Annotated in this window: 15 protein-coding genes; 9 read left to right on the forward strand and 6 right to left on the reverse strand. The window is 71.5% G+C overall.

Annotated features, from left to right (window positions below; translation table 11 throughout):
• Positions 1 to 269 precede the first annotated feature (269 nt).
• Positions 270 to 1,472: a cytochrome P450 family protein gene (locus WBN91_RS35845; protein ID WP_337728734.1), complete on the forward strand. Its 1,203-nt coding sequence runs from the start codon at positions 270 to 272 to the stop codon at positions 1,470 to 1,472.
• Positions 1,459 to 2,727, forward strand: coding sequence for an adenosylmethionine--8-amino-7-oxononanoate transaminase (locus tag WBN91_RS35850; RefSeq protein WP_337728733.1), 1,269 nt, complete (start codon positions 1,459 to 1,461; stop codon positions 2,725 to 2,727). Before WBN91_RS35845 ends, WBN91_RS35850 begins: the two co-directional genes overlap by 14 nt.
• Here WBN91_RS35850 and WBN91_RS35855 read toward each other — a convergent pair.
• Positions 2,707 to 3,288 (reverse strand): hypothetical protein, encoded by a 582-nt coding sequence (locus WBN91_RS35855; RefSeq protein WP_337728732.1) that lies wholly within the window; start codon positions 3,286 to 3,288, stop codon positions 2,707 to 2,709. The two genes, WBN91_RS35850 and WBN91_RS35855, sit on opposite strands and share 21 nt — an antisense overlap.
• Positions 3,288 to 3,527 carry a glutaredoxin family protein gene (locus tag WBN91_RS35860; protein WP_337728731.1) on the reverse strand — a complete coding sequence of 80 codons (240 nt, stop codon included), beginning with the start codon at positions 3,525 to 3,527 and terminating at the stop codon, positions 3,288 to 3,290. The genes WBN91_RS35855 and WBN91_RS35860 overlap by 1 nt, the downstream gene beginning before the upstream one ends.
• A gap of 60 nt (positions 3,528 to 3,587) precedes the next feature.
• Here WBN91_RS35860 and bioD point away from each other — a divergent pair, with 60 nt between their 5' ends.
• The 4 genes from bioD to WBN91_RS35880 all read left to right on the forward strand — a co-directional run bounded on the left by bioD (position 3,588) and on the right by WBN91_RS35880 (position 6,278).
• Positions 3,588 to 4,304, forward strand: coding sequence for a dethiobiotin synthase (gene bioD / locus WBN91_RS35865; protein WP_337728730.1), 717 nt, complete (start codon positions 3,588 to 3,590; stop codon positions 4,302 to 4,304).
• Between the two features lie 91 nt (positions 4,305 to 4,395).
• A complete protein-coding gene (bioB, locus tag WBN91_RS35870; RefSeq protein WP_337728729.1) occupies positions 4,396 to 5,412 on the forward strand; it encodes a biotin synthase BioB in 1,017 nt (338 codons plus the stop codon).
• Positions 5,412 to 5,603, forward strand: a complete 192-nt coding sequence (bsaP, locus tag WBN91_RS35875; RefSeq protein ID WP_337728728.1) for a biotin synthase auxiliary protein BsaP — start codon at positions 5,412 to 5,414, stop codon at positions 5,601 to 5,603. Before bioB ends, bsaP begins: the two co-directional genes overlap by 1 nt.
• A gap of 81 nt (positions 5,604 to 5,684) precedes the next feature.
• Positions 5,685 to 6,278 (forward strand): DUF2567 domain-containing protein, encoded by a 594-nt coding sequence (locus WBN91_RS35880; protein WP_337728727.1) that lies wholly within the window; start codon positions 5,685 to 5,687, stop codon positions 6,276 to 6,278.
• A gap of 99 nt (positions 6,279 to 6,377) precedes the next feature.
• Here WBN91_RS35880 and WBN91_RS35885 read toward each other — a convergent pair whose 3' ends face one another.
• The 3 genes from WBN91_RS35885 to WBN91_RS35895 form a co-directional block, all read right to left on the reverse strand.
• Positions 6,378 to 7,643 carry an MFS transporter gene (locus WBN91_RS35885; RefSeq protein ID WP_337728726.1) on the reverse strand — a complete coding sequence of 422 codons (1,266 nt, stop codon included), beginning with the start codon at positions 7,641 to 7,643 and terminating at the stop codon, positions 6,378 to 6,380.
• A gap of 324 nt (positions 7,644 to 7,967) precedes the next feature.
• Positions 7,968 to 8,636, reverse strand: coding sequence for an LON peptidase substrate-binding domain-containing protein (locus WBN91_RS35890; protein ID WP_337728725.1), 669 nt, complete (start codon positions 8,634 to 8,636; stop codon positions 7,968 to 7,970).
• Entirely contained in the window at positions 8,633 to 9,322 is a 690-nt protein-coding gene (locus WBN91_RS35895) for an NUDIX hydrolase (RefSeq protein WP_337728724.1), read from the reverse strand. The genes WBN91_RS35890 and WBN91_RS35895 overlap by 4 nt, the downstream gene beginning before the upstream one ends.
• Positions 9,323 to 9,385: 63 nt before the next feature.
• On the opposite strand from WBN91_RS35895, the gene nadA reads away from it, so the two are divergent.
• The 3 genes from nadA to nadC all read left to right on the forward strand — a co-directional run bounded on the left by nadA (position 9,386) and on the right by nadC (position 12,932).
• Entirely contained in the window at positions 9,386 to 10,405 is a 1,020-nt protein-coding gene (nadA, locus tag WBN91_RS35900; protein WP_337728723.1) for a quinolinate synthase NadA, read from the forward strand.
• 92 nt (positions 10,406 to 10,497) lie between these two features.
• Positions 10,498 to 12,105, forward strand: a complete 1,608-nt coding sequence (locus WBN91_RS35905; RefSeq protein ID WP_443217858.1) for an L-aspartate oxidase — start codon at positions 10,498 to 10,500, stop codon at positions 12,103 to 12,105.
• Positions 12,102 to 12,932, forward strand: a complete 831-nt coding sequence (gene nadC, locus WBN91_RS35910; RefSeq protein WP_337728721.1) for a carboxylating nicotinate-nucleotide diphosphorylase — start codon at positions 12,102 to 12,104, stop codon at positions 12,930 to 12,932. The genes WBN91_RS35905 and nadC overlap by 4 nt, the downstream gene beginning before the upstream one ends.
• Positions 12,933 to 13,023: 91 nt before the next feature.
• Here nadC and WBN91_RS35915 read toward each other — a convergent pair whose 3' ends face one another.
• Complete coding sequence (locus tag WBN91_RS35915; RefSeq protein WP_337728720.1) at positions 13,024 to 13,848, reverse strand: PRC and DUF2382 domain-containing protein; 825 nt, start codon at positions 13,846 to 13,848, stop codon at positions 13,024 to 13,026.
• Between the last annotated feature and the right edge of the window lie 231 nt (positions 13,849 to 14,079).

A 14,079-nucleotide genomic window follows, 5' to 3' on the forward strand; every position in this document is an offset into this window, starting at 1 on the left:
ATGACACAAGCAAGAAGCCCAAGTTGCGCTGTGTCCTCCTCGGCGGACTGCCCACTCGCCGGCTTCGCCGAAGAACCGGCGCTGCGCGCCGAAGAGCACGTGCTGCGCGCGCGGGGTGGTTTGGGGGGTTTGGGGGGTTCGTGAAGGTTGGTTGCTCCGATCGAGTGACGTTGGGTCGAAGCGGGCACTCTGTGAACTCCACGGGCGTTGAGTAAACAGAGTTAACTCAACGGAAGGGTTTCACTATGGGGGAGACTGCGACGGTTCCGATGAGGATCGGCCCGGAGTACTTCGAGGACCCGCACGGTGTCCACGCTCGGTTGCGGGAGGAGGCTGCTGCCACGCCGATCGTGTTGCCGCGGGGATTGCGGGTTTGGTTGGTCACCCGGTATGACGAGGCTCGCTTCGTGCTTGCCGACCCGCGGTTCGCCAAGGACCATGCTCGCACCAACGAACTTGCCGCTCGGCACTGGGACGGTGAGGGCGACCCGGTGATGTTCGACCAGTCGTTGGTGCGGCACATGCTCAACACGGATCCGCCCAACCACACCCGGTTGCGGAAGCTCGTCACCAAGGCGTTCACGCCCAAGCGGGTCGAGGCGTTGCGGCCTCGGATCCAGGAGATCACCGACGAACTGCTCGACGCCGCTGCCGCGCAGGGTGAGGTGGACCTGGTCGAGGCGTTGGCGTTCCCGTTGCCGATCACGGTGATCTGCGAGTTGCTCAACGTGCCGATGGAGCAGCGTGACGACTTCCGCCGTTGGTCGAACATCCTGGTCGCGGGCAACCAGCCGGAGTTGATGCACGAGGCCGGCGCGGCGATGGCGGGGTTCCTGGCAGCTCTGGTGGCCGACAAGCGGGCCAACCCTGGGGACGACTTCTTCTCCGCGCTCGTCCACGCGACCGAGGACGACGACCAGCTCGACGAGGTCGAACTGATCTCGATGGCGTTCCTGCTGTTGGTCGCGGGTCACGAGACCACGGTCAACCTGATCGCCACCGGTGTGTTCAACCTGCTCAAGCACCCCGACCAGCTGGAGAAGCTGCGGGCCGACCGGTCCCTGCTGCCCGGTGCGGTCGAGGAGTTCCTGCGCTACGAAGGGCCGGTCAACCAGGCCACCTTCCGCTACACGACCGAGGACGTGCAGGTCGGTGACGTGCTCATCCCGGAGGGGCACTTCGTGCTGGCGTCGCTGATCTCGGCCAACCGGGACGGGTCGCGGTTCCCCGACGCGGACCGCTTCGACATCACCCGGCCGGCGGGTGGGCACCTCGCGTTCGGGCACGGCGTGCACTACTGCCTGGGTGCGCCGTTGGCCCGGCTGGAGGGGGAGATCGCCGTGGGTTCGTTGCTGGACCGGTTCGACCTCCGCCTGGCCGCCGAGCCGGACACGTTGCAGTGGCGGGAGAGCACGCTCATGCGAGGCCTGTACTCGCTGCCGGTTAGCCTCTCGGACCGTGGAGCGCACTGAGCTGCTGAAGCTGGACCAGGCGCACGTCTGGCACCCGTACGCCCCGATGCCGGGCACCCACCAGCCGTTGGTCGTCGCCTCGGCGGAGGGTGTCCGGCTTCGGCTGGACGACGGCCGTGAGCTGGTGGACGGCATGTCGTCCTGGTGGGCGGCCATCCACGGCTACCGGCACCCGGTGCTCGACGCCGCCGTGCGCGACCAGCTCGACCGGATGAGCCACGTGATGTTCGGCGGGCTCACCCACGAGCCCGCCGTGACCCTGGCGAAGAAGCTGGTCGACATCACGCCCGAGCCGCTGGAGCACGTGTTCCTGTGCGACTCGGGCTCGGTGTCGGTCGAGGTCGCGGTGAAGATGTGCCTCCAGTACTGGCGGTCGCGGGGGCGGCCGGAGAAGCGCCGGCTGCTGACCTGGCGCGGCGGGTACCACGGGGACACGTTCCAGCCGATGTCGGTGTGCGACCCCGAGGGCGGGATGCACTCGCTGTGGCGGGGCGTGCTGCCCGACCAGGTCTTCGCCGGGCCGCCTCCGCGTGACCTGGAGACTTCGTACGTGGACGAGCTGGCGCGGCTGGTCGAGGAGCACGCCGACGAGCTGGCCGCCGTGATCGTCGAGCCCGTGGTGCAGGGTGCGGGCGGGATGCGCTTCCACGACCCGCGCTACCTGCACGTGCTGCGCGAGCTGACCCTGGCGCACGACGTGCTGTTGGTCTTCGACGAGATCGCCACCGGCTTCGGCCGCACCGGCGAGCTGTTCGCGGCCGACCACGCGGGGATCAGCCCGGACGTCATGTGCGTCGGCAAGGCCCTGACCGGCGGTTACCTGTCGATGGCGGCCACGTTGTGCACGGCACGGGTGGCGGACGGGATCTCGCGCGGCGAGGTGCCGGTGCTGGCCCACGGGCCGACGTTCATGGGCAACCCGCTGGCCTCGGCGGTGGCGTCGGCGTCGATCGACCTGCTGCTGTCCCGCGACTGGCGGTCGGAGGTGGCCGGGATCGAGGCGGGTCTGCGGGCGGGGTTGGCGGGTGCGCCGGGTGAGGTGCGGGTGCTGGGCGCGATCGGGGTGGTGCAGTTGGACCACCCGGTGGACATGGCGGCGGCTACCGCTGCGGCCGTTGATCATGGGGTGTGGCTGCGGCCGTTCCGGGACCTGATCTACACCATGCCGCCGTTCATCAGCACCCCCGACGACGTGGCCGCGATCTCGGCGGCTGTGGTGGCAGCCGCCGAGGCTTCACAGGCGCAGCAGGCTTGATCCCCACACGAGCAGCAGGAAGCTGTAGCCGACCAGGACCCACCCGAACCCGACCTCGGTCGGCCCCTTCTCGCGCTTGAACAGCTTCGCGCCCAGCGCCAGCAGCAGAACACCCACGATGAACACCAACGGCACCATCACCACGCCGTACGCGCCCGCGTAGACGCCCGCCCAGTAGTCGACGGGCAGCACGACGTCGTTGGCGAACCCGCTCGGGATGCACAGCAGCGCCACGCCGCTCCACACCCCGGCGACCCACTTGAGGCGCTTCTTGGTGTCCTCGGGCGCCTTGTCGTTGATCAGCAGCACGCCGATCGCCGCGAAAGCCGCGCCCGCGAACAGCCAGCCCACGACCGTGGACACGACGGGGACCCGGCCGACGACCTTGCCGACGGCCGGGATCACCGCGCCCCACAACAGGAAGTGGCCGCCGACGGCCGCGAACGTGCCGCCGACGACCACCCCGGTCTGCTGCGCCTTGGTCAGGCGCTGGAACCAGTTCTTCGGCTTGGGCTCGACCGCGGCGGTCTTGCGGCTGCGGTTGGACTTCTTGGTGGCCATCACACCCCGATGGCCTCGGCCAGCTGGGTGTTGGTGGGCTCGACCAGGACCTTGCCGTCGGGCAGGACGATGACGGGGATGTTCTTGCGCCCGCCGGCGATCTCGATCGCCTTGTCCCGCGCGGCGTCGTCGTGCTCGACGTCGACGTCGGTGAACGCCACTTCGTGCTCCCGCAGCCACGCCTTCGCCCGGCGGCAGTCACCGCACCAGTCCGCACCATAGAGAACGATCTCAGCCATGCGAGTGAGAGTAGAACGCTGGGAGCCGTCACGGTGCGTGCAGTCGTAGGGTGAGCACCCGTGAGCGTCCTCGTGATCACCGGTACGGGCACCGAGGTCGGCAAGACGGTGACCGTCGCCGCCCTGGCCGCCCTCGCGGTCGCCGACGGGCGTCGGGTCGCCGTGCTGAAGCCCGCGCAGACCGGGGTCGCGGACGGAGAGCCCGGTGACCTGGCCGACGTGGTCCGCCTCGCGGGTCCCGTCACCACCCTTGAGCTGCGCCGCTACCCCGAGCCCTTGGCGCCCGCGACGGCCGCGCGCCGGTCCGGGCTGCCGCGCGTGCACCCGAGTGAGGTGGCGGCGGCGGCCGTGGAGCTGGACGAGACGCACGACCTGGTCCTGGTGGAGGGCGCGGGTGGGCTGCTGGTCCAGTTCGACGACGAGGGCACCACGATCGCCGACGCGGCGTGGGCGTTGAACGCGCCTGTTCTGGTCGTCGCGCACGCCGCCCTGGGCACGCTGAACACGACAGCGCTGACCGCCGAGGCGCTGCTGCGCCGGGGCCTGGAGTCGGTGGGCGTCGTGATCGGCCGCTGGCCCGCCGAACCCGACCTCGCGGCCCGGTGCAACCTGGTCGACCTGCCGGAGGCGGCCGGCGCGCCCCTGCTCGGCGTGCTGCCCGACGGCGCCGGTGGCCTGGGGCGCGACGAGTTCCTGACGGTCGCGCGCGAAGGGCTGTCGCCCTGGTTCGGCGGCACGTTCGACCCGGAGAAGTTCGCCGCGCCACACGTTTGTTGACCGTGTCAGTGACGTACGTCGCTGGGTGGGTGGCGCGGGTGTGCGGCAGACTGACCGCCGGACCAATGCCGGACGACCCCTGGAGATCCCCGTGACCGCAGCCCCCGAACAGGTCGATGTCCTCGGTGCCGCGCGCGAGCAGGTGCTGGAGCGCGGGGTCGGGCTGTCCGAGGAGCAGGTCCTCGCCGTGCTCTCCCTGTCCGACGACCGCATCCCCGAGCTGCTGGAGCTGGCCCACCAGGTCCGGATGCGCTGGTGCGGGCCGGAGGTCGAGGTCGAGGGCATCGTGTCGCTCAAGACCGGCGGCTGTCCCGAGGACTGCCACTTCTGCTCGCAGTCCGGCCAGTTCCCGTCCCCGGTGCGCTCGGCGTGGCTGGACATCCCCGGCCTGGTCCGCGCGGCCCGCCAGACCCGCGACACCGGCGCCACCGAGTTCTGCATCGTGGCCGCCGTGCGCGGCCCGGACAAGCGGCTGCTGTCCCAGGTCCGCGACGGCGTCAAGGCCATCCGCGCGGACGGCAACGACATCCAGATCGCGTGCTCGCTGGGCATGCTGACCCAGGAGCAGGTCGACGAGCTGGTGGAGATGGGCGTCCACCGCTACAACCACAACCTGGAGACCGCGCGGTCGCACTTCCCGAACGTCGTCACCACCCACTCCTGGGAGGAGCGGTGGGACACGCTGAAGATGGTCCGCGAGGCGGGCATGGAGGTGTGCTGCGGCGGCATCATCGGCATGGGCGAGACCCTGGCCCAGCGCGCGGAGTTCGCCGTGCAGCTGGCCGCCCTGGAGCCCGACGAGGTGCCGCTGAACTTCCTCATCCCCAACCCGGGCACGCCGTACGAGAACTACCCGGTGGTCGAGGGCACGGAGGCGCTCAAGACCGTCGGCGCGTTCCGCCTGGCCCTGCCCCGCACGATCCTGCGCTTCGCGGGTGGCCGGGAGCTGACCTTCGGCGACCTGGGCGCCAAGCAGGGCATGCTCGGCGGGGTCAACGCGATCATCGTCGGCAACTACCTGACCAACCTGGGCCGCCCGGCGCAGGAGGACCTGGACATGCTCGACGAGCTGTCCATGCCGATCAAGGAACTGAGCAAGACGCTGTGATGACGGCTGTGTACTGCGGCTACTGCGGCAAGGAGGTCGGGGAGGCCGACCACTCGGCGTGCGCGAAGCGCCTGCGGGTGATCGACCCGCCGAGGTTCTGCTCGGTGTGCGCCCGGCGCATGGTCGTGCAGGTGACACCGGCCGGCTGGACCGCCACGTGCAGCCGGCACGGCGAGACCACCTCGGGCTGACCCCGGTCGGTCGCCACGAGCGCCGTCCGCACGCGCGGTAACCTGCCCTGCGTCGGGTCGTCCGGTCAGGGGAGGTCGTGCGTGGTGGCGGAACATCCGGTGGACGAGCGCGCCGCCCCGGTGCGCGTGCCACCCGTCTTCGTCTACCGGTACCTGCCGCCCAGGCCGAAGGTCGTGGTGAAGCGCGACCTACTGCCCGGGTTCGCGGTGCTGTCCACGATCGCCCTGCTGGGGCTGCCGGTCGGGTGGCTGTGGGCGCGCCTGGCGCCGCCGCAGAACGTGGTCGTGGCGGAGGACGGCGCCCTGGTGCCGGTGACCGGCGAGAGCTACCACCGGCTGGACGGGCTGATGGTGTTCGTGCTGATCGGGCTGGGGATGGGGCTGCTGACCGGCATCGCGGTGTGGCTCCTGCGCGAACGCCGCGGCCCGGTGGTGATGCTGGCCGCCACGGGTGGCGGTGTGGTCGCGGCCTATCTGGGGCAGCGCACGGGGATCGGGTCGGCGGGTAGCCGGTACGCCCTGGACGCAGCGCCCAAGGTGGGGGACATGATCACCCTGGCTCCGATGCTGGAGACGTGGTGGGGCGTGCTGGCTTGGCCCTTGGGCACGGCACTGGCCTACGGCTGCTTGGCGGCGTGGAACGGTCTGGACGACCTGGGTCGGCGGTTGGGTTAGCTCGTGCGGTGCGCCCAGGACGGCGATCAGGTTCGCGTGGGCGTGATCCGGCGAGGCCGGCGGTCGGCCCCGGAGCCGACCGCCGGACCTCCTCGGGCGTCATGCCAGCTCCCTCCCGCGCGTCTCGGGCAGACCGAGCAGGGCGAGCACCGCGATCCCGTACGCGATCGCGCCGAACACCATCGCGCCGCCGACACCCATCGTGCTCGCCATGAACCCGACCAGCGCGGGGAACAACGCGCCGACCGCGCGGCCGAAGTTGTAGGTGAAGCCCTGGCCGGTGCCGCGCAGGGCCGTCGGGTACAGCTCGGCCAGGAACGAGCCGAAGCCGCTGAAGATCGCCGACATGCAGAACCCGAGCGGGAAGCCCAGGAACAGGATCACCGTGTTCGCGCCCTCGGGGATCTGCGTGTAGAGGACGATCAGGACCGCGGACAGGAAGGCGAACAGGGCGAAGGTCTTCTTGCGCCCCAGCCAGTCGGTGACGTAGCCGCCGGTCACGTAGCCGATGAACGCGCCGGAGATCAGGAACGCCAGGTAGCCGCCGGTGCCGATGACGGTGAGGTCGCGCTCCTTCTTGAGGAAGGTGGGCAGCCAGGTGGCGAGGGTGTAGTAGCCGCCCTGGACACCGGTCGCCAGGAGGGCGGCGAAGAAGGTGGTCTTGAAGGTGCCGCGGCGGAAGATGGCGGTGAAGGTGTTCTTGGTGGGGTCGCGGCGCTCGGCGATCTGCGGGGCGTCCTCGACGTTGCGGCGCAGGTAGATGATCAGCACGGCCGGGAGCGCGCCGGTCCAGAACAGCACCCGCCAGGCGATGTCCTGCGGGAACAGGTTGAAGACGAACGTGTAGACGACGACCGAGAGCGCCCAGCCGACCGCCCAACTGCTCTGCACGAACGCGACCGCACGCCCCCGGTACTGCGGTTTGCAGTACTCGGCGACCAGGATCGCCCCCGCCGCCCACTCGCCGCCGAAGCCCAGTCCTTGGAGGGCGCGGAAGATCAGCAGGGTTTCGTAGCTGGTCGCGAAGCCGCACAGGACGGTGAAGACCGCGTAGGTGACGACCGTGATCATCAGGGTGCGGACGCGGCCGATGCGGTCCGCCATGATGCCCGCGATGACGCCGCCTAGGGCGCTGACCAGGAGCGTGACGGTGGTCAGGAGGCCTGCTTGGCCGGTGGAGATGCCGAAGTAGGCGGAGATGGCGACCAGGCTCAGGGGGAGGACCTGGAAGTCGTAGGAGTCCAGTCCCCAGCCGCCGGCCGCGCCCACGAAGGCGCGTTTGCCCTTCCGGCCGAGGGTGCGGTACCAGGCGAAGGCTCCGGTGTCTTCTGGGGTGGTGCTGCTGTGCGTGGTGTGGCTGCTCATCTCTCACCTCGCAGGGTTGGGGGTGTGCGCTGTCCCACACCGTAGGGGATTGTTGAACAATCCGACTAGGGGGCAATGGGATTAATCAACACGCCAGCCGATGGGCGCGCCGAGGTGCCGGTCCCGGGGCTTTCGGGGGCGGTCGAGGAAGGGGTGGGTGGCCGCGGGGAGGGGGCGGCTCGGGGCGGGCGGCGCGGCGGCTCGGCTGGGGCGGCAGCTCGGGTGGCGCGGGCGGGCAGCGCGGGCGGGCGGCGCGAGTGGGCAGCGCGGGCGGCGCGGCGGGCGGTGCCGGGGCGGTGGGTGTGGGAGGCGGGGGGTCGGGTGTTAGTTGCGGTGCGGGAGGTGGCCTAGTTCGGCGAGAGGGGCCGGGACCGCGTGCAGGGCCGTGATGATCCCGGCTTCGCGGTGCATCGCTCGGCGGACCATCCGCAGTCGCCGGGCCTCCGAGCGTTCCTCCAGCAGGCGCTGCCGGTCCTCCAGGGTCAGCAGGCAGTCGTTGGCCAGGTTGTACGCCAGGGCCGACCCCTCCGACTCCACCACCGGGTCGTCCTCGAACGCCGCCCGCCGGTACCGGCTGAACGCCGCCCGTGCCCGTTCCTCCAGCAGCGGCAGCATCCCGGCCACCTCGGGCGGCGAGTCGACGTCGTCCACCCACTCCACCGTGCCCATCAGGTACGGCGCGCTGTCGGTGTCCACCGACACCAGCGTGAACCGCCGCCCGCCCTGGCAGGACAGGTCGAAACGGCCGTCCGGCAACGGCTTCGCGTCGTGCAGCAGGGCCTCGCAGCCGACCGTGTGCAAGGCCGTGGCGTTGCCTGGGCCGACCTCCCAGCCCTGGCGGATGGCGACCACGCCGAAGCTGCGGTCCGGGAGTTCGCCGGTCATCAGGTCCACGGTCAGCTGCCGGTACCGGGGTTCGAACACGTGCAGTGGCAGCGACGTTCCCGGCAGCAGCACGGTGCCCAGGGGGAACAGCGGGAGCGTCGTCGTCACATGCCCAAACTACGGCCGGCCGGGGGTCGCAGCACGGCGAACGGATCGGTGACCCGCATTTCCCGCGACACGAACCGGAACAGCGCCGCCGGCCTGCCGCCCGACGGGCCGACCGGGGCCACCGCGCCGGTCGGCTCCAGCAGGCCCCGGCGGGACAGCACCCGCTGGAGGTTGGTCGCCGACACCTTGTAGCCCAGCGCGGCCGAGTACAGCGACCGCAGCGCCGAGATCGTGAACGACGGCGGGGCCAGGGCGAAACCCAGGTTCGTGTAGGAGAGTTTGGACGCCAGCCGGTGCCTCGCCCGCTTGATGATCGCCTCGTGGTCGAACGCGGTCGGCGGCAGCGCGTCCACGGGGTGCCACGCGGTGTCCGAGGGCACCACGGGGTCGATGTCGGAGGGCACCAGGCCGACGAACGCGGTCGCCACCACGCGCGGACCCGGGACCCGGGAAGGCGCGCTGAAGACGGCGAGCTGCTCCACGTGGGAGAGCTGTCTCACATCCACCTTCTCCGCGAGCTGACGGCGGATCGAGGCCTCGACGTCCTCGTCGTCGCCGAGCCCGCCACCGGGCAGTGACCAGCGGTGAGCGTGCGGTTCCCGCGCGCGCTCCCACAGCATGACCTGGAGTGATCCGTCTCTCACCTGGAGCACTGCGGCCAGTACCTCATGTCCCGCGAGACCCACTCGGCTGATACTATCGGCCACGTTTTCGCCCGGAAGGCGAAAACCTGGCTCAAGGAGGAAGTCATGGTCGCTACCGCCTACGTGGAGCGAACCGCCGACGGTGCGTACGACGGCATCGCGCCGGACGCCGCGTGGCGGGACGAGGTGCTGGAACTGGCGCGCAAGCACGACGCCGTGATCCTCGCGCACAACTACCAGCTCCCCGAGATCCAGGACATCGCCCACCACACCGGCGACTCGCTGGCGCTCAGCCGCATCGCGGCGGCCAGCGACGCGTCGACGATCGTGTTCTGCGGCGTGCACTTCATGGCCGAGACCGCGAAGATCCTGGCCCCCCACAAGACCGTCCTCATCCCGGACGAGCGGGCCGGCTGCTCGCTGGCCGACTCGATCACCGGTGAGCAGCTGCGGGCGTGGAAGGCCGAGCACCCGGGCGCGGTCGTCGTGTCCTACGTGAACACGACCGCCGAGGTGAAGGCCGAGACCGACATCTGCTGCACGTCCTCGAACGCGGTGGACGTCGTGCGGTCCATCCCGGCCGACCGCGAGGTCCTCTTCCTGCCCGACCAGTTCCTCGGCGCGCACGTCAAGCGCGAGACCGGCCGGGACAACCTGCACATCTGGGCGGGCGAGTGCCACGTCCACGCGGGCATCAACGGCCCCGAGCTGGCCGAGCGCGCGGCGGCGAACCCCGACGCCGACCTGTTCATCCACCCCGAGTGCGGCTGCGCCACCTCGGCGCTGTACCTGGCGGGCGAGGGCACCGTCCCGGCGGAGAAGGTCAAGATCCTCTCGACCGGCGACATGATCACCGCCGCCCGCCGGACCAGCGCGAAGTCGGTGCTGGTCGCGACCGAGATCGGCATGCTGCACCAGCTGCGCCGGGCCGCGCCGGAGATCGACTTCCGCGCGGTGAACGACCGGGCCTCCTGCCGGTACATGAAGATGATCACCCCGACCGCCCTGCTGCGCTGCCTGCGCGAGGGCAAGGACGAGGTGTTCGTGGACCTCGACACCGCCCGGCGCGCCCAGGGCGCCGTGCAGCGGATGATCGAGATCGGGCAGCCCGGCGGCGGCGAGTGAGCACCGGCCGGCCTCCGGCCCCCGATGCCATTCTCCCACGGGGGACCGACAATTCCGCGGCTGCGGCCGGACCCTTGCGGGCGGCCGGGCCGGTGTGGGAGGCCCGTGCCGACCTGGTGGTCGTCGGCACGGGGGTCGCGGGGCTGACGGCGGCGTTGCGCGCGCGTGAGCTGGGGCTGCGGGTCCTGGTGGTGACCAAGGCCGAGCAGGCGGACGGCAACACCCGGTGGGCGCAGGGCGGCGTGGCCGTCGTGCTGCCCGGCGAGCACGACGAGGGCGACACCGTCGAGGCGCACGTCCGGGACACGCTGGTCGCGGGCGCGGGGCTGTGCGACGAGGACGCCGTGCGGGCGGTCATCGCCGACGGGCCGGCGGCCGTGGCGCGGCTGCGGGAGCGCGGCGCGGTGTTCGACTCCGGTGTGGACGGTCGGCTCGCGCGGACCCGCGAGGGCGGGCACACGGCGTTCCGCGTCGTGCACGCGGGCGGGGACGCGACCGGCGCGGAGGTCGAGCGGGCGCTGCTCGCGGCGGCCCGCGACGGCCGGGTCCCGGTGCTGGAGAACCACATCGCCGTGGACGCGGTGCGCACGCCGCTGGGTCAGGTGTGCGGGCTGCTGGTGCTGGACGGCGGCGGCGTGCCGGGCGTGCTGACCGCGCCCGCCGTGCTGCTGGCCAGCGGCGGACTGGGGCAGCTCTACCAGGCGACCTCCAACCCCGAGGTGGCCACCGGCGACGGGCTCGCGCTCGCGCTGCGGGCCGGCGCGGCGGCGGCGGACATGGAGTTCGTCCAGTTCCACCCGACCGTGCTCTACACCGGGCGCGGCGCGCGCGGCCGGTGCCCGCTGGTCACCGAGGCGGTGCGCGGCGAGGGCGCGGTGCTGGTCGACGCGACCGGCGCGCGCGTGATGCGCGGCGTGCACCCGCTGGAGGACCTGGCGCCGCGCGATGTCGTGGCGGCGGCGATCACCCGGCACATGGCGAACGCCCCCGGCGGCGTCGACGACCACGTTTTCCTGGATGCCACCGGCATTTCCGACTTCGCCCGGCGGTTCCCGACCGTGCACGCGGCCTGCGTCGCGGCGGGCATCGACCCGGCGACCGACCCGATCCCCGTGGCGCCGGCGGCGCACTTCGCGTGCGGCGGCGTGGTGTCCGATGTGGACGGACGGACCGGCGTGACCGGCCTGTACGCGGCGGGCGAGGTGGCGCGGACCGGGCTGCACGGCGCGAACCGGTTGGCGTCCAACAGCTTGCTCGAAGGCCTGGTCGTCGGCGCGCGGGCGGCCGAGGCGGTCGCGAGCGACCTCGCGCTGGGCCTGCTGGCCCGGTGCACCGGCACGGCCGAACTGCCCGTCGCGCCCGTCGCCGACCGGGACGCGTTGCAGCGCGTGATGAGCCGGTACGCGGCGATCGGCCGGGACGCCGAGGGCCTGGCCGTCGTCGGCTCGGTGCTCGACCTGTCCACTGTGGACCGACGGCTGGACACCCGCGAACTGGTGGAGGACGCGGCGCTCACCGTGGCCGCCCGCGCCCTCATCGCGGCGGCGGCCGAGCGCCGGGAGTCGCGGGGCTGCCACGTGCGCACCGACTACCCGCAGCGGGACGACGTCAACTGGCGGCGCAGCCAGGTCGTCCGGCTCACCCCGACCGGTCAGCCCGTGCTGGCCGACCCGGTCACCACGGCGAGGGGAGTGGCATGACGTTCGACCTGGACGACGTGCGCCGCGTCATCGCGACGGCGCTGGCCGAGGACCTGCGCTACGGCCCGGACGCGACGACGGAGGCCACCGTGCCCGCCGACGCCGTGGCTGTGGCCGAGTTGACGCCGCGCGCGGCCGGGGTGCTCGCGGGCATCCCGGTGGCGGTGGCGGTGTTCGAGGAGGTCCTCGACGTCGAGGTGCTCGACCGACGTGAAGACGGCGACAAGGCCGTGCCCGGCGAGCCCGCGCTGGTCGTGCGCGGCCCGGTGCGCGGCCTGCTCACCGCCGAACGCACCGCGCTGAACCTGCTGTGCCACCTGTCCGGCGTGGCCACGCTCACCGCCGCGTGGGTGCGCGAGATCGAGGGCACCAAGGCCCGCGTGCGCGACTCCCGCAAGACCCTGCCCGGGTTGCGGCTGCTGGAGAAGTACGCCGTGCGCTGCGGCGGCGGCGTGAACCACCGCCTGGGCCTGGGCGACGCGGTGCTCATCAAGGACAACCACGTCCAGGCGGCGGGCTCGGTGCGCGCCGCGCTGGCCGCGGTCCGGGCACACGCGCCGCACCTGCCGTGCGAGGTCGAGGTCGACTCGCTGGAGCAGTTGGACGAGGCCGTCGCCGAGGGCGCGGAACTGGTGCTGCTGGACAACTTCACCGTCGCCGAGTGCGCGGAGGCGGTGCGTCGGGCAGGGGGCGTCGCACTGGAGGCGTCCGGCGGGCTGACCCTGGACGTGGCGCGGGCCTACGCCGAGACCGGCGTGGACTACCTGGCGGTCGGCGGGCTGACCCACTCCGCCCCGGCCCTGGACCTCGGCATGGACCTGCGCTGAGCGGTGGTGGCGGCCCGACCCGGTGCGGGGCCGCCACCACCGGCTCGGTGGGGTGCGTGGAACCACCGAGCCGTCCTGTGAGCCGCGCTGGTCAGTAGGCGCGGTTCCGCGGGTCGCGCGAGCCCTTGGGATCACGCGGAACCCGACCCTGCGGGTGCTCGACGTCCACCTGCTCCTTGCGCACCTCGCCACGCACCTTCTGCTGCTCGGTCACGGCCTCCTTCTCCAGCCGCACTTTCTCGACAGCCTCTGCGTGCTTGTCCACGACCGGCTCCTGCCGGCGCAAGGTGACCTCGGCTTCTTCGTCCGCGAACGGCCGCCCGCGGTCGGTCCCGTCAGCAGGCTCGCGCACCACCCGCACCTCTTCGTGGGTCACCGGCACGGTGACGTCCTTGTGCTCGGTCACGGTGTGCTTCACCAGCCGCACCCGCCCGGCCTCGACATCCCGAGTGCCGACGTCCATCTGCTCCTCGTAGCGGGTGACGGAGTCACCACTGTCACGCCGCGCGGAGCGCTCATCGGTGAGCTTGCCCGCCATCGACTCGCGACCCCGGCTCTCCTGCTTGCCACGCAGCTTGTCGTGGTCACCGGACCGAACGCCCGGGATCATCCCGTAGTGCCGGTACAGCTCTTCCTGCTGCTCGTCGGACATGTGCTGGTCTTCGGTGTCGATCCGCGGCGCGTCCTTGACCTGCTGCTTCTCGACCGGCACCACGATGTGCCCCTTGTCGACCGTCGCGTCCTGGATGGGAACGAACGACTCCTTCATGCCGAACAACCCGGTGTGCACGGAAGCCCACATGGGCCGCCCATCCCGATCATCCAGCCACACCTGCTTGACCGACCCGATCCGCTCCCCACGAGCGTCGAGCACGTCGCAGTCGTACAGCCGGTCCACTTCCGCCTGGTTGATCATCAGTTCACCCTTCGCATGGTCCTGTGCTGCGACAACCGGGTTACCCGACACCAGAACCGACCCACGACCTCTCACCCGGACGTGCGGCACAGGTCCCTCGAAAGTGATTCGCGTCCAGACCACACCGCGCGCAGCGGGGTCCGTTCTTCGGCGAAGCCGGCAAGCGGCAGTCCACCGAGGAGGACACAACTCAACTTGGGCTTCTTGCTTGTGTCATCCCCGTATGGCCTG

This window comes from Saccharothrix sp. CCNWYY140, from assembly GCF_037401995.1.
Taxonomy (GTDB): Bacteria; Actinomycetota; Actinomycetes; order Mycobacteriales; family Pseudonocardiaceae; genus Actinosynnema.